Genomic DNA, 24,082 nt, shown 5'->3' on the forward strand with positions numbered 1-24,082 from the left:
CAAAAAATTAATGGATGATTGTGTCGAATTACGTTTAACAACCACTATCAATAATTCGACTCAAGTTAAACCATTAAGAATTGATGGGGCATCTTGGTATTTATTCTTTGAACGTTTAGGTGTTTCATTCCATCAGTTTGAAAATGCTATCGACTTTTATGGTGCAGTATCGAATAACAAAGTTCAAGGTAGACCTTTAAACATTCTAGATGAAACCAATGAACTCCCAAAAGAAATTGACAGTGTAGCTTATCAAGGCATCATACAATTCTTCTTTGAAGATACCCAAACAGGTTTTGATCTGTATATTTTAAATGAACATAATCAGATCGAGATCTATCGCAATTGTAATGGTAATAAAGAAAATATGGTCAAAGCAATCAACGATTTTTATGTTTTATCTGATGATCGCTTTACTTTTACTACAAGCAGCTCTGTTAATTTTAACCTTCCGCAATTTTATCAAATTACCTATAACGAAAATGGGGATCGTGAGATCTTTTTATTAAATTAATTGATCCCAATTAAAAATTAATGTAAAAAAAATTGAGATATACATTACGTTTTAGTATAAGAAAGAGTAAAAAAGTAATTTTAATAGGTAAATTTTTAAAATTTCTATTAAAATGTGGGAACTTTTTTAAAATTTAAGAATCTAACTGTTTGTAAGCGCAATTTTGGGCCACATAGCAGTTATTAACATAATGAGGAATGGCCTTTAATGGGGGAGAAAGTAACAGACCAAGTATTAGTTGATCGTGTATTAAACGGAGATAAAAATGCGTTCAATTTGCTTGTACTACGTTATCAAAATAAGCTCGCTCATTTGGTTTCTCGCTATGTTTTGGCTTCTGAAATACCTGATGTTGTGCAAGAAACTTTTATTAAGGCTTATCGATCGTTAAGTCTATTTAAAGGTGAAAGTATATTTTATACGTGGTTGTATCGAATAGCGGTTAATACAGCAAAAAATTATTTAATTTCTCAAGGGCGACGTCCTCCATCTTCGGATATCGATGCAAGTGAAGCTGAAGGATATGAAGGTGCAGATTCTTTAAGAGATCTGGACAATCCAGAAAGTTTAGTCCTGTCAAAAGAGGTTGAAAAAGTTGTATTTGAAGCTATTGAAGCTTTGCCTGATGATTTAAGAACGGCTATTACTCTGCGCGAAATAGACGGTTTAAGTTATGAGGAAATTGCTGAAATTATGGATACACCAGTAGGAACAGTGAGATCACGTATTTTTAGAGCGCGTGATATTATTGATGAAAAGATCAAACCATTATTAAATGGTTGAAATGAATTAATAATAAGCAGTGATAAATTTAAGGTATCTATTATGCAAATAGAACAAAAAGAGCAACTTTCATTACTCATGGATGACGAGTTAAACGATGATCACTTCATTGATGCTGTATCAAAAGATGAAAGTTTACAAGCATGTTGGCATCGTTATCACATTGTAAGATCTGCAATGCGTGGTGAATTGCACGATAGTTCATTAACGTTGGATATTTCAAATCAAGTCGCAAAAGCAATCGCTGCTGATAATTTATATTCACCTCTACCAAATCAACCTGATCAAAATAACGTTGATATTCCAAATGCGAAAAATCTTATTTGGATTCGAGTTAAAGATTGCTTAGGTAAAGTAAGTCAGGTTGGACTAGCAGCCTGTGTGACCTTAGCGATTATTGCAGGCGTTCAATATCACCAAGGGCAATCTGATGATTCAAATGGTTCGCCTGTCCTAAATACTGTACCCATTGGGGTAAATGTCGCGCCAGTTGGTGGTATACAACAGCACAATGATCAACAATTAATTGAAAAAAGACAGTATGATAAAATTCGATTGTTGGTCCAAGATTATGAATTGCAAAAAAGGCTCAATGCGTATTAATTTTATATGAATTTTTCATTCTATTTAACTAAGTGCAAAATCAAACAGAGTATAATGATTATTATTACTCTGTTTTTTATGTTGTTTGCATTATCTGTTTTTGCTGCTGATAACGATAAAGCAGTAAATTTGTTAAATAAAATGAGCAAATCTGTCCAAACAAATAGTTATCAAATCCATTTCCTCTCACAAGATAAAGATCAGTATGTCACTACCTTTGAATATAGCCATTTAGGGGCTTTACAAAAAGAGGAGGTCAAAGCGCAATTGCTTTATCTTGAAGGTCCTGCAAAAGAGATTATTTTACACAATAATATTACCAGTTATTTTCAACCTGATAGTGCATCTTTTTCTATTACCAGCCCTCGTATAACCGAAGCATTCCCTGATGTAATTTATAATGATTTTACTAAGCTTACTGATGTATACGAATTTGTGAAGTTAGGTAAAACTAGAACGGCCAATCGCAGTGTTCAGCTAATAAAAATGATTGCTAAAGATAAAGATCGCTATAGCTATATTATTTGGATAGATGACAAGAATTTTTTACCGATACGAATCGATTTACTTGATCAAGATGGTGAGATTATCAATCAACTCAAAGTAGTAGATATCGATGAAGACTTTGATCAGAAAAAAATGAAAGATTATATCGATAGCCGTACTTATCCTATCTTATTGTCTATTGAAAAACAGAACAATATGTTAGATGCATGGCGATTAGCTTGGTTACCAAAAGGATTTAAAGAAGTTGCTGCTTATAATGTCAATTTTTACAATTCTGATATTGCAACGAAACTTTTTTCGGATGGCGTATTTTCGTTCACAGTAAATGTTTCTTCTGATTTATCAAATCAATCAAACCAGCTTATCCAACAAGGTGGACGTACAATTTTTTCAACAAATATTGGTAACAAAAATATTATTATTATTGGTAACTTGCCTAAAACTACCATTGAACGAATTGCTCAAAATATTGTTGAGAAATAGCTGCAAACCTTTCGATAAGACTATGCTTAGTGGCTATTAATGTGTAGAATGTTGCTTTTCTATTTTCCGTGATTATCTAATTGCTCTATTATTTGTCAAAACCATTATTGGATAATCAACAGTATATAACTAAAATATAAACTATAATTTATTGATATGAATAAAAATATCCGCAATTTTTCAATTATTGCTCATATTGATCATGGTAAATCGACACTTTCAGATCGTATTATTCAAATTTGTGGTGGTCTTTCTGATCGAGAAATGGCAGCACAAGTTTTGGATTCGATGGATCTTGAGCGTGAACGAGGTATCACAATTAAAGCACAAAGTGTGACATTAGATTATCATGCTAAAGATGGTCAAACCTATCAGCTTAATTTTATCGATACACCTGGACATGTTGACTTTTCGTATGAGGTTTCTCGTTCGCTAGCCGCCTGCGAAGGTGCATTGTTGGTTGTCGATGCAGGTCAAGGGGTAGAAGCACAAACTCTTGCTAACTGTTATACGGCTTTAGACATGAATCTGGAAGTTGTTCCGGTACTGAATAAAATTGATTTGCCAGCAGCAGAACCAGAGCGCGTTGCCGCTGAAATTGAAGATATTGTTGGTATTGATGCAAGTAATGCTGTTCGATGTTCAGCCAAAACCGGGGTAGGTGTTGTTGATGTACTTGAACAATTAGTAAAAGATATTCCCCCTCCTGAAGGTGATTCTAATGCGCCATTGCAAGCATTAATTATTGACTCATGGTTTGATAACTATTTAGGTGTAGTGTCGTTAATTCGTATTAAAAATGGCGAACTGCACAAAGGTGATAAAATCAAAGTGATGAGTACTGGCATGACATATAATGTCGATCGCCTTGGTATTTTTACACCGAAACAGGTTGATAAAGATTCACTAAACTGTGGTGAGGTTGGCTGGGTTGTTTGTGCAATTAAAGATATTTTAGGTGCCCCTGTTGGTGATACCTTAACCTCAGCCAGGGCTCCAGCGGATAAACCATTACCTGGGTTTAAAAAAGTAAAACCACAAGTTTATGCTGGTTTATTCCCGACAAGTTCTGACGATTACGAAGCATTTCGTGATGCATTAGGTAAATTAAGCTTAAATGATGCGTCATTATTTTATGAGCCAGAAAATTCAGGTGCCTTAGGATTTGGTTTTCGTTGTGGTTTCCTTGGGTTATTACACATGGAAATCATTCAAGAACGCTTAGAGCGCGAGTACAACCTTGATTTAATTACGACTGCGCCAACTGTTGTTTATGAAGTTTTAACCACATCAAATGAAATTGTCTATGTTGATAGCCCAGCTAAGCTACCAGCGGTAAATAATATTCAAGAACTTCGTGAACCGATTGCTGAATGTAATATTTTAGTGCCGCAAACTTACTTAGGAAATGTTATTACCTTATGTGTAGAAAAGCGTGGTGTACAAACTAATATGGTTTACCATGGTAATCAAGTTGCATTGACTTATGAAATCCCAATGACTGAAGTTGTATTAGATTTCTTTGATAAATTGAAATCAACTTCGCGTGGTTATGCATCATTAGATTATAGTTTTAAACGTTTTCAGGTTGCTGATATGGTCAGACTAGATGTACTGATTAATGGTGAGCGAGTTGATGCGTTAGCGCTGATTACACATAAAGATAATGCACCTTATCGCGGGCGTGAATTAGTTGAAAAGATGAAAGATCTTATTCCTCGTCAGCAATTTGATATTGCTATTCAGGCAGCTATAGGTAATCATGTTATTGCTCGATCAACAGTCAAACAGTTACGCAAAAACGTATTAGCCAAATGTTATGGCGGTGATGTAAGCCGTAAGAAGAAACTTTTACAGAAGCAAAAAGAAGGTAAAAAACGCATGAAGCAGGTAGGTAACGTAGAACTACCGCAAGAAGCATTTTTAGCTATTTTGCATGTAGGAAAAGATTAATTAGTTGAAGAGGTAAAAAAATGGCTGGAATATTTGCCATCATATTAACGTTAGCAACATTTATAACTGGAATCTTTTGGTTTTTAGAAAAATTTAAATGGAAACCAGCTAGACAAAGAAAAGTTGAAGAAGTTCGTCAACAATGCAATGGTGAAGTTGATGGCAAAATACTTGCTGAAGTTGGAAAACCAAATGGCTGGATAGAAACGTTATCCTCATTTTTTCCAGTTTTATTTATTGTATTTGTGATTCGTTCATTTTTATTTGAACCTTTCCAAATACCGTCTGGTTCAATGATGCAAACTTTACTGGTCGGCGATTTTATTGCAGTCCAAAAGTACTCCTATGGACTTAGAGATCCCATCACAAATACAGTATTGATTCCAACTGGCCACCCAAAGCGAGGTGATGTAGCGGTATTTAAACATCCAAATGTTCCACAAATGGATTTAATTAAACGTGTTGTGGGTTTGCCTGGTGATAAAATTGTCTATTCAGTCAATGACAAAAAAATATTTATTTATCCTGCTTGTCAAACAAGTGATTCCAATTGTGTTGGACAAAAAGCTCAGCCGTTAGATTTACATTACACTGAACCAAAACCTAGCGATTGGAAAGAAGTGCACAGAGAAATGAAAGCCAACCCGAATTTTTATACGCTAGAACAATATGCTAAGCAAGATATTGTCAATTCACGATCGGTGGTATCACTTGATATGAAAATACAACAAGAAACGTTGGGCGAGCAACCTCACGATATTTTAACAACGCAAGGTTCACAAGAAGATCCAAATTATTTTTACCATCAAGATGGTCAACCTATTGCGACATGGGTTGTCCCTCAAGGACACTATTTTATGATGGGTGATAACCGTGATAACAGTGGTGATAGCCGTTACTTTGGTTTTGTACCCGAAGAAAACTTTGTTGGACGAGCAACCGCAATTTGGATTAGTTTTGAAAAACAACCTAATGAATGGCCTACCGGTATAAGATTCAGCCGGATTGGTGGTATACATTAATAATAATGATGATGAAAAAATTTAGTCAAATACAACAATCAATTGGTTACCAATTTAACGATTTATCTTTACTTGAATTAGCACTTACTCATCGTAGTGCTAATAAATTACATAATGAACGTTTAGAGTTTCTTGGTGATTCTATTTTAAGTTTTGTTATTGCTGATGAGCTTTATCACCGATTTATCAAACAAGACGAAGGTGATTTAAGTCAAATGCGAGCAAGTTTAGTCTGTGGTCAAACATTAGCGGAAATTGGTAAAGACTTTAAGTTAGGTGATCATCTTATTTTAGGACAAGGTGAATTAAAAAGCGGTGGATTTCGCCGCGAATCCATCATTTCTGATGCTGTAGAAGCCATAATTGGTGCAATTTATTTAGATAGCAATATTGAAAATATACGTCAATTAATTTTGGCCTGGTACCAAACTCGTTTAACTGAAATTAAACCAGGCATTAAACAAAAAGATGCTAAAACGCGTTTGCAAGAATATTTACAAGGTATTCATCATGAAAGACCATGTTATTTAATACTTGAAGTGACTGGTGACAATCATGAACAAGAGTTTTTAATTCAGTGTAAAATTGAAAACGATGAAAATCAATATTTAGGGCGTGGTTTAAGTCGACGTAAGGCTGAACAATCCGCAGCACAACAAGCACTCAATCAATTAGGTATAAAATGACAGAAACGATAGCACATTGTGGTTTTGTTGCCATTGTTGGCCGACCAAATGTAGGTAAATCAACTTTATTAAATCAATTACTTGGTCAAAAAGTCTCAATTACTTCGCGCAAAGCGCAAACTACACGCCATCGAATTATTGGCATTGATACGCAAGGCAATGATCAAGTTATTTACATTGATACACCAGGACTACACATAGAAGAAAAACGCGCAATTAATCGCTTAATGAATCGCGCAGCAAGTAGCTCAATAGGTGATGTTGAATTAGTTATTTTTGTCGTTGAAGGTACGCATTGGAATGATGACGATGAGATGGTTGCTAATAAGTTAAAAGGGTGTAAATGTCCGGTTTTACTTGTCATTAATAAAATTGACAATGTTATGGATAAAACGCAACTTTTACCCCATATTCAAGCAATCAGTCAAAAACTTGATTTTCTCGATGTGGTGCCTATTAGTGCTGAAAAAGGGGAAGGTATTGACATTATTAAAAGTATTGTCAAAAAACACCTGCCTGAAGGTGAACACCATTTTCCTGAAGACTATATTACTGATCGTTCTCAACGATTTATGGCATCAGAAATTATTCGTGAAAAATTAATGCGCTTCTTAGGTGATGAGTTACCTTACTCTGTTACTGTTGAAATTGAGCAATTTAAAGTTGATGAACGCAACGGTATGTATCGTATCAATGGTTTAATTTTAGTGGAACGAGATGGCCAAAAGAAAATGGTTATTGGTAATAAAGGCGAAAAAATTAAAAAAATTGGCATTGAAGCGCGCAAAGATATGCAGTCCTTCTTCGATAACAAAGTTCATTTAGAGCTATGGGTAAAAGTCAAAGCGGGTTGGGCTGATGATGAACGGGCACTGCGAAGCTTAGGTTATAGTGATGATTAATTATCATCACTTCAAATTAAGTAATTAAACTATTTTTGTTGTTTGATTACTTAATTTATTTAACTGATTTTTATATTGTTTGTCCTTTCTCTATTTTATACGCTAAACAAGTACTGTTTTTGACTTGTTCTCCATCTAACCTTTTTAATAAAAGCTCAATTGCAACTTTTCCAATTTCAAAACGGGGTGTGATAACGGTTGCTATTTTTTGTTGATTAGCGCGACCGATTTCTAAACCATGAAAGCCTGCAATAGCAATTTGTTCAGGCACTGCAATATTATAATTTTGACATTCAAGTAACACACCAATTGCCATATCATCATTAGTACAAAATATTCCATCAAGGTCGGGATATTGTTCGATAGCTTGGTTAAACAAACTTTTACCTAAATTAATTGATGATATTGCATCAGGAATAATCTGCTTCGCCATCAATCCTGATTGTTTCATGGCGCGTTGATAACCATTGTAGCGTTGGCTATCACGGGCACTTGCGATAGAATTAAAGTAGATAATATTTTTTTTGCCTGAAGCTAACATTTGCATTGTCATATCAAAGGCGGCTTGTTCGTTATCAAACCCAACTTGGATATCAAAAAATTGCTGAGTCACATCCATCAATTCAACAACAGGAATATTGGCCGTTTTTAAGTACTGCAAAGTTGTTTTAGTATGGTTTTTTTCCATTAGTACCAAGGCATCAATATTATAGGATAGCAAATTGATAATTTTTTCTTCTTCGACTTTTTTATCATAATTATAATTGGTAATAATGGTTTGATAATGGTGCTTTGAGGTAACAGACTCAATTCCTGCTAACACTTCTAAAAATATGTGATTTTTAAATGAAGGAATAACAATACCAATACATCTACTGCGTGAGCCTAACATGATTTGCGGTGCAAGATTAGGAATGTAATTAATTTCTTTTAAAACTTTTGCTATTTTTTCTTTGTTTTTTTCAGAGACTTGTTCTGGATTTCTCAAATAGCGACTAATAGTCATTTTAGTCACGCCGGTCAAATCTGCGATATCTTGTAAACTAATGCGTTTATCTTTCATAACCCTTTATTTTTATAGGTAAACAAGCCAGTTGAATTTAGCCATTTTACCAGTAAAAATAAAAATAAAAAATAAATCCCATTATTGCTGTACTAAATAAGAAGATAATCGTTACTATTATCTTCTTATTTTTTAATGGATAACTACTGTTTAGAAGCTTTCACACTCGCCATTAATATTACTGATAAAATCAATGCAGCTCCCATAAAAACATATGAGGCTCCAGCACTGCCAGTTGCTGCGTTTATCACGCCAACAAGCCAAGCGCCAATAAATGCACCAAGTGCGCCGAAACTGTTAATTAAACCTATAGAAACCCCTGACACATTACTTGGTAATAATTCAGGGATTAATGCAAAAAAAGGACCATAAGGTGCGTACATACACCCAGCAGCAATTGATAATAATATAAAGCAGATCCAAAATTGTTCACTTCCTAATATATAAGCGGTAAAAAAAGCGATCGTTGCAATTAATAATAAAGGCCAAACAAAAAGTTTTCGGTTTTGCAATTTATCTGAATAATAAGAGACAATTAACATCATTGTAATTGCAACAAGATATGGAATGGCTGAAAGCCAACCAACAGAGACAATATCGACATTACCGGCAGATTTAATAATTGATGGCATCCACATCATAAAACCGTAAACACCAATGCTCCATAGCGCGTGTACAGCACAAAGCTTAATGACATTTCCAGAACGTAAAGCCTCGCCATAATTGCGCATAGGTTTAATATTTTGTTGTTCTTTGTCCATCACCGCTTTAAAATCTGCTTTTTCTTGATCGGTTAACCAGTTTACTTGTGAAGGTTTATCTCGGACGACTATCCACCAAATTAGCGCCCAAAGGACGGCAGGAAGTCCTTCAATAATAAACATTTCACGCCAACCATAAAGATCGATTAAGTGAGCTGATACAATTGACATCCAAAGCACAGTAACCGGATTACCTAATATTAAAAACGTATTGGCTTTTGAACGCTCAGCTTTAGTAAACCAAGTACTAATGTAGATTAACATAGAAGGCATAACGGCAGCTTCAACAATACCTAAAACAAATCGGATGATCATTAAAGATGCAATATTAGTAACCATACCGGTTAATGCAGCACAACCTCCCCATAAAATTAGGCAAATAAAAATCAATTTCCGTACACTACGTTTAACTGCATAAATTGAACCGGGGACTTGAAAGAAAAAATAACCTAAAAAAAAGAGGGCACCAATCAGTGATGAGGTACTTTTAGTGATACCAAGATCATTATTAATACCGGCGGCTGCGGCAAAACCATAATTGGCTCGATCTAAGTAAGCTAAACTATAGGTAATAAAAATAATAGGCATCAATCGCCACCAACGAGAGGGGGCTAGTTTATTAGTGATATTCATATTGGTTCTCGTGATTTAATAATAAAGCAAATTGTTCAGTAGGTAAGGAGATATCGAAACCAAATACACGCATTAAATTGATAAAAAAGTGATTTGATAACGATCTCACCGTAAAAAACATCACACCGCAGATAACATACCGCCATCCACATAAAGAATATGTCCGTTGACAAAGTTCGATGCTGCTGACGATAAAAATACTGCTGAACCAATAAGCTCTTCAGGTTTTCCCCAGCGGGCAGCAGGTGTTCGTTGGCATAGCCATTTGGTGAATTCTGCATTTTCAACTAATGCTTTACACATTTCAGTATCAAAGTAGCCTGGACCAATACCATTAACTTGTATGTTGTAACGAGCAAGCTCAACACACATACCTTTTACCAGCATTTTTACCGCACCTTTCGATGCAGCATAAGGCGTAATTGTGTCGCGCCCTAATTCGCTTTGCATTGAACAAATATGAATAATTTTGCCTTGCTTGCGAGTAATCATATGTTTGGCAACCTGCTGTGATACTAAAAACACCGCTTTTTGATTAACATTGATAATGGCGTCCCAATCCGCTTCAGGAAATTCTGTAAATGGATGACGTCGTTGAATACCAGCATTATTGATTAAGATATCGATTGGTCCGATGTCTTGTTCAATATGCTCAATTGCTTGTTTAACTGAACTTGAGTTCGTCACATCAAAACCAATACCGACTGCATCAATACCTTGTTGGACTAATTGTGTTGCAGCATTTTTTGCTCTTTCATCGGTAATATCATTGATGATGATACTGGCACCATATTGTCCTAACCCTTTGGCTAATAAATTGCCAATACCTTGAGCCGAACCAGTAATTAAAGCGCGTTTGCCTTTTAAATCGAATAAAGATTGCATGTTTTTCTCCCTTTCCATAATAATGTTATGCATAACAGTTACGCATAACATTATTACTAAAAATAAAAAAAATAAAGTGAGCAAAGTCGTAATTGGCAGGAAAATCTCAGTTATGTGATCAAGTTCAAATATTATGGTCATCAATTTTTGATGGCTTTTTAGAAACTTAGTACTAAACATCTACCCTTGTTTTATATATAATAACCACTTCACTGACTTGGATGTAGAATATCAACTTCGGAGCCTTTCATGCAGCAGTATCGTCCTATCCGTCGCGCTTTATTAAGCGTTTCTGACAAAACCGGAATCATTGAATTTGCCAAAGCGCTATCAGCTAGAAAAATAGAACTCCTTTCCACTGGTGGTACCGCTAAATTGCTAATCGAAAATCAAATACCGGTAACTGAAGTATCTGACTATACGGGTTTTCCTGAAATGATGGATGGGCGAGTTAAAACCTTACACCCCAAAATTCATGGTGGAATTTTAGGTCGACGTGGCATAGATGATCAAATCATGCAAAATCATCACATCGAACCTATCGATATGGTTGTGGTTAACTTATATCCTTTTGCTCAAACCGTGGCTAAAGCCGATTGTACCTTGCAAGATGCGGTTGAAAATATTGATATTGGTGGACCAACTATGGTGCGATCTGCTGCTAAAAATCACAAAGATGTGGCTATTGTTGTTGATTGTGGTGATTATGCGACAATTATTGATATGCTCGATAAACAGCAAAATTCACTGACTTTCGAATACCGGTTTAATTTGGCGATTAAAGCTTTTGAACATACCGCTAAATATGATGGCATGATTGCTAATTATTTTGGAAGACTAGTGCCACCTTATTATGGTGAAACCGATAAACCTTCTGGTGAATTTTCTCGAACCCTTAATCTGCAATTTATTAAGAAACAAGACATGCGTTATGGCGAAAATGCCCATCAAAAAGCGGCTTTTTATATTGAAGAAGATCTTCAAGAGTCTTCAATTGCAACGGCTAAACAACTACAAGGTAAAGCACTTTCTTATAACAATATTGCAGATACAGATGCAGCACTTGAATGTGTAAAATCATTTGCTGAACCAGCTTGTGTGATTGTAAAACACGCTAATCCTTGCGGGGTTGCTGTAAGTGATAATATCTTAACCGCGTATTTAAATGCATTTAAAACTGATCCGACTTCGGCATTTGGTGGCATTATCGCTTTTAATCGAACATTAGATGCTAAAACAGCACAAGCTATTGTTGATAAACAATTTGTTGAAGTCATTATTGCGCCATCTGTGACGCCAGAGGCGTTAGCGATTACGCAAACTAAGAAAAATGTGCGTGTACTAGAATGCGGAAAATTATCAACATCGTCTAAAGCCAGCTTAGATTTTAAACGAGTAAACGGTGGACTTTTGGTGCAAGAGCGTGATTTAGGCACAGTTGATGAAACTCAATTGACTGTAGTAACTAAACGAAAACCAACAGCTAAAGAACTTTCAGATGCACTGTTTTGTTGGAAAGTGGCCAAATTTGTTAAATCAAATGCGATAGTTTATGCCAAGGATAATATGACAATTGGTATTGGTGCGGGGCAAATGAGTCGAGTATACTCAGCAAAAATTGCTGGAATTAAAGCACAAGATGAAAATTTACAAGTTGCAGGTTCCGTTGTTGCCTCTGATGCTTTTTTCCCATTTCGAGATGGTGTTGATGCAGCCGCAGCGGTGGGCGTCACCTGTGTGATTCAGCCGGGAGGATCGATTCGTGACGACGAAGTTATACAGGCAGCAGATGAACATAATATTGCGATGATTTTTACCCATATGCGTCATTTTAGGCATTAATAATTATTAATTTAGTGAATATTGAATTGATTAAATAAGCAGATTGTTATATTTAGCTTAGTTAGAACTCAAAATTCAACTTCCTTTTTAGGTTGAAGTATTTAAAGGATCTTTTATGAAAGTTTTAGTCATTGGTAATGGTGGGCGTGAACATGCTCTAGCTTGGAAAGTCGCACAATCACCATTAGTTTCAAAAGTCTTTGTTGCACCCGGCAATGCAGGTACTGCGCTTGAACCGAATTTAGAAAATATTAACATTAAAGCAACGGACGTTGGGGGATTGTTAAATTTTGCACAGCAAGAACAAATCGATTTAACCATTGTCGGACCTGAAGCCCCATTAGTCATAGGTGTGGTAGATAGCTTTCAAAAAGCAGGATTAAAAATTTTTGGTCCGACAAAATCTGCCGCACAATTAGAAGGATCTAAAGCATTTACTAAAGATTTTCTAGCCAGACATCATATACCTACTGCAGAGTATCAAAATTTTACCGAAGTTACTCCGGCCATTGAATATATTCGTCAAAAAGGCGCGCCAATTGTTATTAAAGCCGATGGCCTAGCGGCAGGTAAAGGGGTGATTGTTGCAATGACTATAAAAGAAGCTGAAGATGCAGTGCGCGATATGTTAGCGGGTAATGCCTTTGGTGATGCTGGGCACCGAGTTGTCATTGAAGAGTTTTTAGAAGGTGAAGAGGCCAGCTTTATTGTCATGGTTGATGGTAAAAATGTCGAACCTATGGCAACGAGCCAAGATCATAAACGTGTTGGTGATGGTGATGTTGGTTTAAATACTGGTGGTATGGGCGCTTATTCGCCAGCCCCTGTTGTTACTGATGAAGTTTTCAGGCGAGTGATGGATCAAATTATTTACCCGACAATCAATGGTATGGCTGAGGAAGGTAATGTTTATGTTGGCTTTTTATATGCTGGGTTAATGATTGACAAAGAAGGTAATCCTAAAGTCATTGAATTTAATTGTCGATTTGGTGATCCTGAAACGCAACCTATTATGATGAGACTGCAATCTGATTTAGTGAAACTTTGCCTTGCAGCTGTGGATGGTAAATTAGATACCGTCAAATCGAAATGGGATCCAAGACCTGCCTTAGGTGTTGTATTGGCCGCCGGTGGTTATCCTGGTGAATATAATACCCAAGATGTCATTCTTGGTTTACCAACAGAATCAACTCAAGATTGTAAAATATTTCACGCTGGCACCAGTTTAGAAAAAGGACGCGTTTATACCAATGGTGGTCGAGTTCTTTGCGTAACAGCTTTAGGTAATACAGTGCTTGAAGCACAGAAGCGCGCTTATGAACAAATTAAAGATATTTATTGGCATGGTTGTTTTTATCGTAAAGATATTGGTTATCGGGCAATTGAACGAGAAAAGCTCAATCAATAAATGACACTATACAATGATGGCGCTAATAACAGCGCCATATTTTTAATGTAGGCGAAATAAAAAAACATAATAAAAAAATCATAGTAATAACTTTAAAAAAATTAAATAAAATCAATAGAAATACTTCTATTTTTAATCAGTAAGGTAGGTAAAGATTATTCCTGCCAGATCAATAATGTTCGTTTTAAGTTATACCACTCTATGTTATGCTAACAGCAATATTAGATCACCGGATATCCCTTATGATAAAAGATCCCTTCTTTGATCGAGAAGCAGAAAAATATGAATCTCCCATAGCGAGCCGCGAACTTATTTTGGATTATTTAACTAAAGAAGCCAAACCCGCAAGTTTAGAGAAAATTGCGCAGGCTGTTGCAATTAAAAATGAAGAGCAAAAAGTTGCATTACATCGTCGTTTGCGCGCAATGGAGCGTGATGGGCAAGTGGTATTTACACGCCGTAAATGCTACGCCTTGCCAGAAAAATTTGCGATGGTTAAAGGCAGTGTCATTGCGCATCGTGATGGGTTTGGTTTTTTGCGTGTAGAAGGTCAACCAGAAGATTACTTTTTATCGCCGGATCAGATGAAAAAGGTACTGCAAGGTGATGTCATTTTAGCTCAACCAATGGGTAATCAATATCGTGGAAAAACAGAAGCGCGTGTTGTTCGTATTTTAGAACCTCGTAGTAACCAAATTGTCGGGCGTTATTTTATTGAACAAGGTGTTGGGTTTGTAGTACCGGATGATAGCCGTTTAAACTTCGATATTTTAATTGCTGGCAAACCTAATCTCACTGTGCGTATGGGCGCAGTGGTGGTGGTTGAGTTGCAAAAACGCCCTGAACGCCGCCAAAAAGCAGTCGGTATTATTAAAGAGGTTCTTGGTGAAATCATGGGGACCAATTTAGCTATCGATATTGCACTACGTAATCATGAAATTCCTTATGAATTACCTAAACCTGTCGAAAAAGAAGTGAGTAAATTTAGCGATCACGTTCCAGAAAGTGCGAAAAAAGGTCGTAAAGACTTACGAGACCTTCCTTTAGTGACTATTGATGGTGAAGATGCTCGTGATTTTGATGATGCGGTGTATTGTCAAAAAAATCGAGGTGGAGGCTATCGATTATGGGTCGCCATTGCAGATGTTAGTTACTATGTTCGTCCCGGTAAACCGCTTGATAAAGAAGCGTGCTTACGTGGTACCTCGGTTTATTTCCCGTCACGCGTTGTGCCAATGTTACCAGAAGAGCTATCTAATGGGCTTTGTTCACTCAATCCACAAGTTGATCGGTTATGTTTAGTTTGTGAAATGACGGTATCAAACAAAGGTCGATTAACAAGTTATCAATTTTATGAAGCGGTAATGAATTCGCATGCTCGGCTAACATATACTAAAGTGGCTAAAATTTTAGAGGGTGATCGCGAGTTACAAGAACATTATCATGATTTAGTCCCTCATCTAGAAAATCTTTATGGATTATATAAGGTGCTCGATAATTCAAGAGTCTTGCGTGGTGCGATAGGTTTTGAGTCAGAAGAACCAAAATTTATTTTTAATGCCGATAAGCGCATTGAAAGTATTGAGCTCGTACAGCGTAATGTTGCCCATAAAATTATTGAAGAGTGCATGATTTTAGCTAATGTGGCTGCGGCCAAATTGGTTATTAAGGCAAACGTGCCTTCACTGTTTCGCGTCCATGATAAACCCGATGAAGATCGCATGAATAATTTGCGAAGTATTTTGAGTGAATTAGGCGTATCACTGGGTGGCGGTACTAATCCTAAATCTAAAGATATTGCTCAATTGATGTTAGCAATTGAAGAACGCCCTGATCACGAAATGCTACAAACGGTGATACTTCGTTCCATGAAGCAGGCTATCTATGATCCAGAAAATCGAGGCCATTTTGGTTTAGCGTTAGATGAATATGCACACTTTACTTCGCCAATTCGTCGCTATCCTGACTTATTATTGCATCGTACGATTAAATGGATTTTAGCCAACGAGCTTGATAAAACCAGTAAAACAGGTGGACACCTTTATACTATGAATGAAATGCTCTATTTTGGCGAGCATTGCTCAATGACTGAACGGCGAGCTGATGAAGCAGTACGCGATGTTGTCGATTGGCTTAAATGCGATTATATGCAAGATCATGTTGGTGAAGTATTTAATGGCACTATTTCAAGTGTGGTTAATTTTGGCTTTTTTGTCCGTTTAGATGATCTGTTTATTGATGGTTTGGTTCATGTATCCTCGCTAGAAAACGATTATTATATTTTTGATCCATCACGTAATCGTTTAATTGGCGAAAATACTCGTTACAGTTATCGTCTGGGTGATAAAGTCCAAGTTAAAGTGGACAATGTTAATCCAGAAGAGCGTAAAATTGATTTTTCATTGGTGGGCAGCAATAATAAACCAATGCGTCAAGGTAAAACAGCGAAGACTAAATCGAAACAAGAACAGAAAAAGCCAAAAATTGATGGACCTGTTAAGCGCAAAAGTAAAAAATCTACCAGCAAAAATAGTGAAAAATCTAAAAGTAAAATTGAAAGTAAACCTAAAAGTAAAAACAGTAACCGAGCAAAGTCAAAAACCAGTAATAAACGAAAAAAGAGTAGCAAATAGATGAGTGAAACAGTTTATGGCATTCATGCCATTGAAGCACTGCTTAACCGTGCGCCCGAAAGAATTATTGAAGTATTTATTATTAAAGGTCGAGAAGATAAACGCCTTATTTCACTGGTTCATCAACTTGAACAGTTAGGTTTACCGGTGAAAATAACCAACCGTCAATGGCTTGATGAAAAATCTAAAAACGGTGTTCATCAAGGTATTTTAGCTATGGTAAAACCTTGTCGAAGTTATCAAGAAAATGATATTCCATTGTTGATGGAGCAACAATCGAATCCCGTTATATTGATTTTAGATGGTGTCACTGATCCGCATAATTTAGGTGCCTGTATACGAACGGCTGATGCTGCTGGTGTTAATTTTATTATTGTGCCTAAAGATCGCTCCGCTTCGCTAAACTCTACAGCACAAAAAGTTGCTTGTGGTGCGGCTGAAAGTGTGCCGGTGGTTAGAGTGACCAATTTAGCGCGTACAATGCGTATGTTGCAAGATGAATATCAAGTTTGGATTGTGGGTACTGCTGGTGAAGCAGATAAAACACTTTATCAAAACAATTTTTTTACTAAACCAACCTCTCTTGCTTTAGTCATGGGCGCAGAAGGAGAAGGCATGCGTCGATTGACGAAAGAACATTGTGATGAACTTGTGAGTATACCGATGGCAGGAATTGTCTCATCGCTTAATGTATCGGTAGCTACAGGCATTTGCTTATTTGAAATTGTTCGGCAAAAAGGACAATCACAAGGATAACAATATGTTAGGATTGTTAAAAAAACTCTTGCCCAAAAAACAACAAAAACCGCTGTCTGAGCGGGATCTTAATGGACGTAACAGGGTTGGTTATCCAACTCTGCAAATTTCACATGAAATTGATAAGTTAGTTAAAACACAGTACCGTCCAATTAAAACGATCGTAAATATGTACAAAGATACGCTGTTTTTTAAGTGGGGTCCAAGTGTTATCAACAAAGTTTTAACTAACGAGCAGTTAGCAAATCTATCGGGACGTAATGTTCAAATGGTCTATTTGCTACTGTTTCGTGACATGCTAAGACATATTTCTGATTTTGTGAAAATGAAAAATGTTGCAGAAAATTGGCCAGATATCTTCGCACAGCAAGTACTGGATAATTGCAAAATGCTCAGTGATGAAGATGATAATGATATCGCTGAAAAACAACCGTTATTTGCCAATACGCAGCGTTATGCTATTGAGACTCCAATAGATGATAAGCATTCAGACAATACCGACATACCCGATTGGACAGTGCCACTTGCCGAGTTGATCATGGTTTCACCTGATATGATATATAAATGCCATAGGCCATTAGTGTCGATTATTTTAAAAAAATTTAATAAAAAAAATAAAGCTAAATAATTTTAATCAAGTTAATTAATTTTTTATAGATACTTATAACAACGCTTTTTTAAATAATATTCATGTTGTTTTAAAAAAATAAAAAAGCCGACGTTATTAAGTCGGCTTTTCTTGTTTATGCGTTAATCTTTGATTAAATTCACATCAATACCGAGACCTTTAGCGACACCTTGTCCATAGTCTGGGTGAGCTTTATAGAAGTGTTTTAATTGACGAATTTGTATATTGCGATCAACATTCTTCATCGATCCAACAATATTATCAATTAATAGTTGTTTTTGTTCTGGACTCATTAATTTAAATAACGCACCTGGTTGCGAATAGTAATCACCATCAACACGGTGGTTATGCTTATCCATTGTACCAGCTGGTACATGCATTGGTGGTTCGGCATATTGAGGTTGCTCTTTAGGTGCACTGTCAACGCTATTGGGTTCATAGTTAGGTGCGTTATCAGGACTGTAAAAGCGCATTGAACCATCACGTTGGTAATTATGCACAGGACATTTAGGCGCATTGATCGGTAGTTGCTGATAATTCGTACCAATTCGATAACGGTGAGCATCGGCATAGGCAAAAACACGTCCTTGCAACATTTTATCTGGCGATAAGCCTGTTCCTGGTACCACATTACTTGGTTCAAAAGCGGATTGTTCAACTTCTGCAAAGTAGTTTTCTGGATTGCGATTAAGCTCCATCACACCGACTTCGATTAATGGGTATTGTTTTTGTGACCAAACTTTAGTGACATCAAAAGGGTTTTCTGGGTGTTGATTGGCTTGTTCTTCAGTCATCACTTGCATATAAAGCCGCCATTTTGGATAGTCGCCACGTTCAATCGCTTTGAATAGATCTTCTTGAGCTGAATCAGGATTCGTTCCATCCATTTCTGAGGCTTTTTTAGGATCTATATTTTTGATTCCTTGTTCCGTTCTGAAATGCCATTTCACCCACGTTCTTACCCCATCTTTATTGATAAGGCTATAAGTATGACTACCATACCCATGCATATGGCGGTAACCGTCAGGAATACCTCTATCAGAAAATAAAATGGTCACTTGATGAAGTGATTCAGGTGATAAGGACCAAAAATCCCACATCATTTGCGGATCTTTTAGATTTGTTTTGGGATCACGCTTTTGGGTATGAATAAAATCAGGGAATTTAATTGCATCACGGATAAAAAATACAGGCGTATTGTTACCTACAATATCCCAATTTCCTTGATCTGTATAAAATTTTACTGAAAAACCTCGTGGATCACGAGCTGTATCAGAAGAACCTCGTTCACCACCTACGGTTGAAAATCGCACAAAAACGGGTGTTTGTTTTCCAACATTGGCAAATATACTAGCAAATGAATATTTTGTTATATCATTTGTTACTGTAAAAGTACCGTGTGCTCCAGAACCCTTGGCGTGGACTCGACGTTCAGGAATATTTTCGCGATTGAATTGAGCGAGTTTTTCGATAAGTTGGTAATCATCGAGTAATACAGGGCCTCGAGGACCAGCAGTGCGAGAATTTTGATTATCGGCAATTGGTGCGCCGTTGTTGGTGGTTAATACTTTATTTTCTGACATTGCAATACTCCTTTTTGAATATTTATAAAGTACTTTCAAGAATATTCATCTCCATTTGGAATTAAATATTGACTCAAAAGACAAAAGAATAGGGCGGTAGTGCATGATAAAAAGTTAACGCTAAATTATTATATCGCTAAATTTGGTTTTTATCATAGATAAATAAAATAAATTGATGTTTTTTGAGGGTAATAATGCGAATGATTCGTATTTATTCTTTGGGGTTGGTTATCAGTTAAGCATAAATAATTTCTGGCAATCGAACATCCCAAGGTTGATTATTGATTCTTTCGACTTTTTGACAGGCAAAAGCGAGTCCAATAGGTTTAATATTATATATTCGATAGTTTTCAAGTAGCCTATCATAATAGCCACCGCCCATTCCCATTCGGTATCCTCGTTCATCAAATGCAACCAATGGCGTGAAGATAATATCAAGTTTTTGATACGGTATGACAGTTAAAACATTTAGAGCCGGTTGTGAAATACCAAACTGATTTTTTGATAAAGGTGTATTTGGGGTATAGTGTAAAAATAGTAAATGTTTTGTATCAAATGGATGAATAACCGGTAAATAAACAGATTTGTTTTGTTGCCAAAGGTATTCAATTATAGGTAGCGTATCGATTTCACCATCAAATGGTAGAAATATTGCTATATTTTGAGCTGAATTAACATCGGCATGGTGGGTAATTTTACGATAAATATCTTGCTGAGCAACTTGGCGTTCATGGTGGGATAATTGTCGTCTTTTTTGACGGATAATCTGTCTAATATTCATCAATTACCACTACAAAGTCAAAACAATGAAAGGCACTCCAAGATGTCGTTAGGGTCGTAACCCTTGAACCCAAGGTTCAAGGTGAACAGCATGTTCCAATTTTTAGGTTTCCTTATAAATAAGGCATACACACCAATTGAAAATCACACCGTTCTAAAGTAAAGAATATCGGCTCAGGGGACTAACCCATATCGCGAACATCTCAGAGATGGGTATAATATTACTAAAATTAACAAATGATACAAGATCGTTTTGATTAAATTTACAATTAAAACCGTTAATTGTTGCTATTTAAAGCTGAATCAAGTAATTGTTGTAACATTTTTAATCTATCGCTGAATTCATTACTTTTTTCTTTTTCTTTTGTTAGTTCGTAAGAAATATTCAGTGCTGCGGTCATAATGAGTTGTTCACTACTTATTTGTGATGACTTTTCACGTAAATTATTTAAGCGCGCATCTAAGTCTTTTGCGGCATTAGCGAGTGCGTCAACTTCATCAACCGGACAATTAAATTTTAAAGTACGTCCAAAAATTTGAATAGTGACAGCTTTAGTTTCCATATTTAACCTATTGTTTTATAAAATTATTAATTTTTTTGATAATATGTTCACAGTTTAAACCCAGTTCATTGCGAACCTCAGTTTGTGATCCTTGCGCAATAAACTTATCAGGTAACCCAATATTTAAAATATCACATTTTATTTTTTTCGATAATAAAAATTCACAGACGCCACTGCCAGCTCCGCCTTTGATACTGTTTTCTTCAACAGTGACCAGTATATTATGTGTTTGGCTAATGTGCAAAAGGACTTTTTCATCCAATGGCTTTACAAAACGCATGTCTATGACTGTAGCATTAATTTGATTGGCCGCCTGTAAAACTTCAGGCAGTAATGTGCCAAAATTGAGTAAAGCTATGTTTTGCCCTTCACGGCACAATTTTGACTGACCTAACGGTATTGTCTGTAACGGTTTTAATACAGCACCAATACCTTCACCACGAGGATAACGCACAGCAGCAGGACCATGATGTAAATAACCGGTATAGAGCATTTGTCGACATTCGTTTTCATCGCTTGGTGTCATAATAACAAAATTGGGTATACAGCGTAAAAAGCTTAGATCAAACGCACCTTGATGCGTTTCACCATCAGCGCCAACAATCCCAGCTCGATCAATAGCAAATAGCACAGGTAAATTTTGAATGGCAACATCATGAATAACTTGATCATAAGCGCGTTGTAAAAATGTTGAGTATATGGCAACTACAGGTTTAAAACCGCTGATTGCAAATCCTGTTGCCAGCGTGACAGCATGTTGTTCTGCAATGGCGACATCAAAAAACTGATCGGGATATTGATCAGCAAATTTTGTCATGCCTGATCCTTCACCCATCGCTGGCGTTATTGCAACTAGCTGTTTATCATGTTGTGCCATTTCACATAACCAATCACCAAAAACTTGTGAATAAGTTGGGGCAACTTTGTTGGCTTTGGGCAAAATTCCGTCAATGGGATTAAATTTAGGGACACCATGCCATAATGTTGGATCTTGTTCAGCTGGCGCATATCCTTTGCCTTTTTTGGTAATAATATGAAGTAGTTGTGGTCCTTTTAGTTGGCGCACTTTTTGCAATGTTAGAACTAAATTTTCAACATCATGTCCATCAACGGGGCCTATATAGTTAAAGCCAAGTTCTTCAAATAAAATAGCTGGCGTGACTAATCCTTTTAAATGTTCTTCCGTTTTTTTAAATAACTCTTTAAGTGGTGGAATATTGGCAAGTACTCGCTTACCACTTTCACGAAAAGAGGCATAAGCTTTACTCGATAAGATTTGGGTTAGATGTTGATTAAGCGCACCTGTATTTTCAGAAATTGACATGTCATTATCATTAACAATTACTAACATATCTGGCTTGATATGCCCAGCATGGTTCATGGCTTCAAACGCCATGCCTGCAGTTAATGCTCCATCACCAATGACTGCGGCGACTTTTTGCCCTGATTGTTTTTTTTGCTCGCTAATAGCTATTCCAAGCGCAACACTAATCGATGTAGATGAGTGACCAGTTGTTAACACGTCATATTGACTCTCCTCACGATGAGGGAATGGATGTAATCCATCTTTTTGTCGAATCGTGAGCATCTTATCACGGCGGCCAGTTAAAATTTTATGTGGATAAGCTTGATGCCCAACATCCCATATAACCTTATCAAAGGGTGTATAATAAACATAATGTAATGCAACAGTTAATTCAATAACACCTAATCCGGATGCAAGATGACCACTTGATTTGCTAACGCTATCAAGTAAAAATTGTCTTAACTCGCGACAAATTTCGGGTAATTGAGACAAAGGATATCGTCTTAAATCTTCTGGCGAGTTAATGTTTTTTAGTAACGGATAATTATCCAAATTTATTGTCATCATTGAGCTATTTGTTTAACTTTTACGATTAATAATAAAATCAGCCAGATTTTGTAATGGTTGGCTATCATAAGGTATTTTGCGAAGACTATCGATAGCTTGGTCATACAATGTTTGGGTCATTTTTATTGCTGATTGTAGTCCAATTAAGGCGGGATACGTGCTCTTTTCTTGTGCGATATCTGAACCTTGGGGTTTGCCCATAATTGCTTGATCACCGATTATATCTAAAATATCATCCTGAATTTGAAACGCTAACCCAATTGCTTGAGCATAACTGTCTAACATGGCATAGTAAGGTTTACTTTCTTCTCCACATGCCAACGCACCAAGTCGGACGGCTGCTTTGATTAGTGCACCCGTTTTATAATTGTGTATTTGTTGTAAATGCTCAAGCGTGACAGTTTGATGTTCAGCTTGTAAATCCAGTGACTGCCCAATGCACATGCCATTTAATCCACTAGCTTTGGCAAGTTCAGCAATCATTGAAATTTTAGTTTGGTCATTAAAGTGTTGGCTTTCAGAGAGTATAGTGAATGCTAACGTTTGTAAGGCATCGCCGGCTAATATTGCCTGTGCTTGCCCAAATTTTATGTGACAAGTTGGTTTGCCTCGACGTAAATCATCATTATCCATAGCGGGTAAATCGTCATGGATTAACGAATAGGTATGTATTGCTTCAATGGCTGCCGCAGCATCATCAAGCTTAGAGAGTGAACAATTAAACATCTGTCCTGTTAAATAAACCAGAATAGGCCTAATTCGCTTGCCCCCTGCTAACAAGCTATAACGCATTGCTTGTTGTAATTCGGAACAAGGAAACTGCGAAATATAGGTTGCTAAAAACGAATTAATCCGTTCTTGTAATACATTGAGACTATTCATCATGATTAATCGAGAATTCAGACAACTGCGCATCACTATTTTCAGATAATAATATCTGAATACGTTGTTCTGCTTGTTGTAATTGTTTTTGTCCTGTTCGGGCTAATTTAACCCCTTTTTCAAACTCATTTAATGCTTCATCTAATGGTAAATCACCATTTTCCAGTTGTGAAACAATCGCTTCAAGTTGCTTAAGTGTTTGTTCAAAACTTGGTTCTGTCACTGGTTTTTTTGCCATATGCGCTTCCTTTTTTGCGTAAATGAGTGTACACATAATTTCAATAAGGGTAAATAATATTATTTTGATGCTGAAATATGTGTTTCCTCTAAAAATTTAAC

At 36.4% G+C, this 24,082-nt stretch carries 22 protein-coding genes and 1 other RNA gene; 13 read left to right on the plus strand and 10 right to left on the minus strand.

The window, feature by feature from the left end; genetic code table 11:
* From A9G09_RS02400 to era, 8 genes are all read left to right on the plus strand, one after another.
* On the plus strand, positions 1 to 514 hold a 514-nt coding region (locus A9G09_RS02400; protein WP_176700935.1), incomplete at its 5' end, for a class I adenylate cyclase.
* Between the two features lie 207 nt (positions 515 to 721).
* Positions 722 to 1,297: an RNA polymerase sigma factor RpoE gene (rpoE, locus tag A9G09_RS02405; protein WP_065633322.1), complete on the plus strand. Its 576-nt coding sequence runs from the start codon at positions 722 to 724 to the stop codon at positions 1,295 to 1,297.
* Between the two features lie 42 nt (positions 1,298 to 1,339).
* Positions 1,340 to 1,900, plus strand: coding sequence for an RseA family anti-sigma factor (locus A9G09_RS02410; protein WP_065633323.1), 561 nt, complete (start codon positions 1,340 to 1,342; stop codon positions 1,898 to 1,900).
* Between the two features lie 54 nt (positions 1,901 to 1,954).
* On the plus strand, positions 1,955 to 2,890 hold the full coding sequence (locus A9G09_RS02415) for a MucB/RseB C-terminal domain-containing protein (RefSeq protein WP_065633324.1): 936 nt from the start codon (positions 1,955 to 1,957) through the stop codon (positions 2,888 to 2,890).
* A gap of 156 nt (positions 2,891 to 3,046) precedes the next feature.
* Positions 3,047 to 4,843 carry a translation elongation factor 4 gene (gene lepA, locus A9G09_RS02420; protein WP_065633325.1) on the plus strand — a complete coding sequence of 599 codons (1,797 nt, stop codon included), beginning with the start codon at positions 3,047 to 3,049 and terminating at the stop codon, positions 4,841 to 4,843.
* A 20-nt stretch (positions 4,844 to 4,863) separates the two neighbouring features.
* Positions 4,864 to 5,865: a signal peptidase I gene (gene lepB / locus A9G09_RS02425; RefSeq protein WP_065633326.1), complete on the plus strand. Its 1,002-nt coding sequence runs from the start codon at positions 4,864 to 4,866 to the stop codon at positions 5,863 to 5,865.
* Between the two features lie 8 nt (positions 5,866 to 5,873).
* Positions 5,874 to 6,551: a ribonuclease III gene (rnc, locus tag A9G09_RS02430; protein ID WP_065633372.1), complete on the plus strand. Its 678-nt coding sequence runs from the start codon at positions 5,874 to 5,876 to the stop codon at positions 6,549 to 6,551.
* Positions 6,548 to 7,453: a GTPase Era gene (gene era, locus A9G09_RS02435; RefSeq protein ID WP_065633327.1), complete on the plus strand. Its 906-nt coding sequence runs from the start codon at positions 6,548 to 6,550 to the stop codon at positions 7,451 to 7,453. The genes rnc and era overlap by 4 nt, the downstream gene beginning before the upstream one ends.
* A gap of 70 nt (positions 7,454 to 7,523) precedes the next feature.
* Here era and A9G09_RS02440 read toward each other — a convergent pair whose 3' ends face one another.
* From A9G09_RS02440 to idnO, 3 genes are all read right to left on the minus strand, one after another.
* Positions 7,524 to 8,516, minus strand: a complete 993-nt coding sequence (locus A9G09_RS02440) for a substrate-binding domain-containing protein (protein WP_065633328.1) — start codon at positions 8,514 to 8,516, stop codon at positions 7,524 to 7,526.
* A gap of 143 nt (positions 8,517 to 8,659) precedes the next feature.
* Positions 8,660 to 9,910 (minus strand): MFS transporter, encoded by a 1,251-nt coding sequence (locus tag A9G09_RS02445; RefSeq protein WP_065633329.1) that lies wholly within the window; start codon positions 9,908 to 9,910, stop codon positions 8,660 to 8,662.
* A 120-nt stretch (positions 9,911 to 10,030) separates the two neighbouring features.
* Positions 10,031 to 10,795 carry a gluconate 5-dehydrogenase gene (gene idnO, locus A9G09_RS02450; protein ID WP_065633330.1) on the minus strand — a complete coding sequence of 255 codons (765 nt, stop codon included), beginning with the start codon at positions 10,793 to 10,795 and terminating at the stop codon, positions 10,031 to 10,033.
* Between the two features lie 249 nt (positions 10,796 to 11,044).
* On the opposite strand from idnO, the gene purH reads away from it, so the two are divergent.
* The 5 genes from purH to A9G09_RS02475 all read left to right on the plus strand — a co-directional run bounded on the left by purH (position 11,045) and on the right by A9G09_RS02475 (position 18,062).
* A complete protein-coding gene (gene purH / locus A9G09_RS02455) occupies positions 11,045 to 12,637 on the plus strand; it encodes a bifunctional phosphoribosylaminoimidazolecarboxamide formyltransferase/IMP cyclohydrolase (protein ID WP_065633331.1) in 1,593 nt (530 codons plus the stop codon).
* Positions 12,638 to 12,752: 115 nt separating this feature from the next.
* A complete protein-coding gene (gene purD, locus A9G09_RS02460) occupies positions 12,753 to 14,045 on the plus strand; it encodes a phosphoribosylamine--glycine ligase (RefSeq protein ID WP_065633332.1) in 1,293 nt (430 codons plus the stop codon).
* Between the two features lie 242 nt (positions 14,046 to 14,287).
* Positions 14,288 to 16,678 (plus strand): ribonuclease R, encoded by a 2,391-nt coding sequence (rnr, locus tag A9G09_RS02465; RefSeq protein WP_065633333.1) that lies wholly within the window; start codon positions 14,288 to 14,290, stop codon positions 16,676 to 16,678.
* Positions 16,679 to 17,434: a 23S rRNA (guanosine(2251)-2'-O)-methyltransferase RlmB gene (rlmB, locus tag A9G09_RS02470; RefSeq protein WP_065633334.1), complete on the plus strand. Its 756-nt coding sequence runs from the start codon at positions 16,679 to 16,681 to the stop codon at positions 17,432 to 17,434.
* Between the two features lie 4 nt (positions 17,435 to 17,438).
* A complete protein-coding gene (locus A9G09_RS02475; protein ID WP_065633335.1) occupies positions 17,439 to 18,062 on the plus strand; it encodes a hypothetical protein in 624 nt (207 codons plus the stop codon).
* A gap of 122 nt (positions 18,063 to 18,184) precedes the next feature.
* On the opposite strand, the gene A9G09_RS02480 is transcribed toward A9G09_RS02475, so the two are convergent.
* The 7 genes from A9G09_RS02480 to xseB form a co-directional block, all read right to left on the minus strand.
* Positions 18,185 to 19,645, minus strand: a complete 1,461-nt coding sequence (locus A9G09_RS02480; RefSeq protein ID WP_065633336.1) for a catalase — start codon at positions 19,643 to 19,645, stop codon at positions 18,185 to 18,187.
* A 235-nt stretch (positions 19,646 to 19,880) separates the two neighbouring features.
* Positions 19,881 to 20,426, minus strand: coding sequence for a 5-formyltetrahydrofolate cyclo-ligase (locus tag A9G09_RS02485; protein ID WP_065633337.1), 546 nt, complete (start codon positions 20,424 to 20,426; stop codon positions 19,881 to 19,883).
* 31 nt (positions 20,427 to 20,457) lie between these two features.
* Positions 20,458 to 20,638: non-coding RNA, 6S RNA (ssrS, locus tag A9G09_RS02490), on the minus strand.
* A 65-nt stretch (positions 20,639 to 20,703) separates the two neighbouring features.
* Positions 20,704 to 20,988, minus strand: coding sequence for a cell division protein ZapA (zapA, locus tag A9G09_RS02495; protein ID WP_065633338.1), 285 nt, complete (start codon positions 20,986 to 20,988; stop codon positions 20,704 to 20,706).
* Between the two features lie 7 nt (positions 20,989 to 20,995).
* A complete protein-coding gene (gene dxs, locus A9G09_RS02500; RefSeq protein ID WP_065633373.1) occupies positions 20,996 to 22,858 on the minus strand; it encodes a 1-deoxy-D-xylulose-5-phosphate synthase in 1,863 nt (620 codons plus the stop codon).
* 15 nt (positions 22,859 to 22,873) lie between these two features.
* Positions 22,874 to 23,746: a (2E,6E)-farnesyl diphosphate synthase gene (ispA, locus tag A9G09_RS02505; protein WP_065633339.1), complete on the minus strand. Its 873-nt coding sequence runs from the start codon at positions 23,744 to 23,746 to the stop codon at positions 22,874 to 22,876.
* Positions 23,736 to 23,981, minus strand: a complete 246-nt coding sequence (gene xseB, locus A9G09_RS02510; protein ID WP_065633340.1) for an exodeoxyribonuclease VII small subunit — start codon at positions 23,979 to 23,981, stop codon at positions 23,736 to 23,738. The genes ispA and xseB overlap by 11 nt, the downstream gene beginning before the upstream one ends.
* Between the last annotated feature and the right edge of the window lie 101 nt (positions 23,982 to 24,082).

This window comes from Gilliamella sp. wkB292 (assembly GCF_001690235.1).
Lineage (GTDB): Bacteria > Pseudomonadota > Gammaproteobacteria > Enterobacterales > Orbaceae > Gilliamella > Gilliamella apicola_F.

What these genes read in the sequence shown, in the direction of transcription:
- rpoE (WP_065633322.1), top strand. Translation starts at nt 722, where the DNA reads ATGGGGGAGAAAGTAACAGACCAAGTATTAGTTGATCGTGTATTAAAC.
- A9G09_RS02410 (WP_065633323.1), top strand. Translation starts at nt 1,340, where the DNA reads ATGCAAATAGAACAAAAAGAGCAACTTTCATTACTCATGGATGACGAG.
- A9G09_RS02415 (WP_065633324.1), top strand. Translation starts at nt 1,955, where the DNA reads ATGATTATTATTACTCTGTTTTTTATGTTGTTTGCATTATCTGTTTTT.
- lepA (WP_065633325.1), top strand. Translation starts at nt 3,047, where the DNA reads ATGAATAAAAATATCCGCAATTTTTCAATTATTGCTCATATTGATCAT.
- lepB (WP_065633326.1), top strand. Translation starts at nt 4,864, where the DNA reads ATGGCTGGAATATTTGCCATCATATTAACGTTAGCAACATTTATAACT.
- rnc (WP_065633372.1), top strand. Translation starts at nt 5,874, where the DNA reads ATGATGAAAAAATTTAGTCAAATACAACAATCAATTGGTTACCAATTT.
- era (WP_065633327.1), top strand. Translation starts at nt 6,548, where the DNA reads ATGACAGAAACGATAGCACATTGTGGTTTTGTTGCCATTGTTGGCCGA.
- A9G09_RS02440 (WP_065633328.1), bottom strand. Translation starts at nt 8,516, where the DNA reads ATGAAAGATAAACGCATTAGTTTACAAGATATCGCAGATTTGACCGGC.
- A9G09_RS02445 (WP_065633329.1), bottom strand. Translation starts at nt 9,910, where the DNA reads ATGAATATCACTAATAAACTAGCCCCCTCTCGTTGGTGGCGATTGATG.
- idnO (WP_065633330.1), bottom strand. Translation starts at nt 10,795, where the DNA reads ATGCAATCTTTATTCGATTTAAAAGGCAAACGCGCTTTAATTACTGGT.
- purH (WP_065633331.1), top strand. Translation starts at nt 11,045, where the DNA reads ATGCAGCAGTATCGTCCTATCCGTCGCGCTTTATTAAGCGTTTCTGAC.
- purD (WP_065633332.1), top strand. Translation starts at nt 12,753, where the DNA reads ATGAAAGTTTTAGTCATTGGTAATGGTGGGCGTGAACATGCTCTAGCT.
- rnr (WP_065633333.1), top strand. Translation starts at nt 14,288, where the DNA reads ATGATAAAAGATCCCTTCTTTGATCGAGAAGCAGAAAAATATGAATCT.
- rlmB (WP_065633334.1), top strand. Translation starts at nt 16,679, where the DNA reads ATGAGTGAAACAGTTTATGGCATTCATGCCATTGAAGCACTGCTTAAC.
- A9G09_RS02475 (WP_065633335.1), top strand. Translation starts at nt 17,439, where the DNA reads ATGTTAGGATTGTTAAAAAAACTCTTGCCCAAAAAACAACAAAAACCG.
- A9G09_RS02480 (WP_065633336.1), bottom strand. Translation starts at nt 19,645, where the DNA reads ATGTCAGAAAATAAAGTATTAACCACCAACAACGGCGCACCAATTGCC.
- A9G09_RS02485 (WP_065633337.1), bottom strand. Translation starts at nt 20,426, where the DNA reads ATGAATATTAGACAGATTATCCGTCAAAAAAGACGACAATTATCCCAC.
- zapA (WP_065633338.1), bottom strand. Translation starts at nt 20,988, where the DNA reads ATGGAAACTAAAGCTGTCACTATTCAAATTTTTGGACGTACTTTAAAA.
- dxs (WP_065633373.1), bottom strand. Translation starts at nt 22,858, where the DNA reads ATGACAATAAATTTGGATAATTATCCGTTACTAAAAAACATTAACTCG.
- ispA (WP_065633339.1), bottom strand. Translation starts at nt 23,746, where the DNA reads ATGATGAATAGTCTCAATGTATTACAAGAACGGATTAATTCGTTTTTA.
- xseB (WP_065633340.1), bottom strand. Translation starts at nt 23,981, where the DNA reads ATGGCAAAAAAACCAGTGACAGAACCAAGTTTTGAACAAACACTTAAG.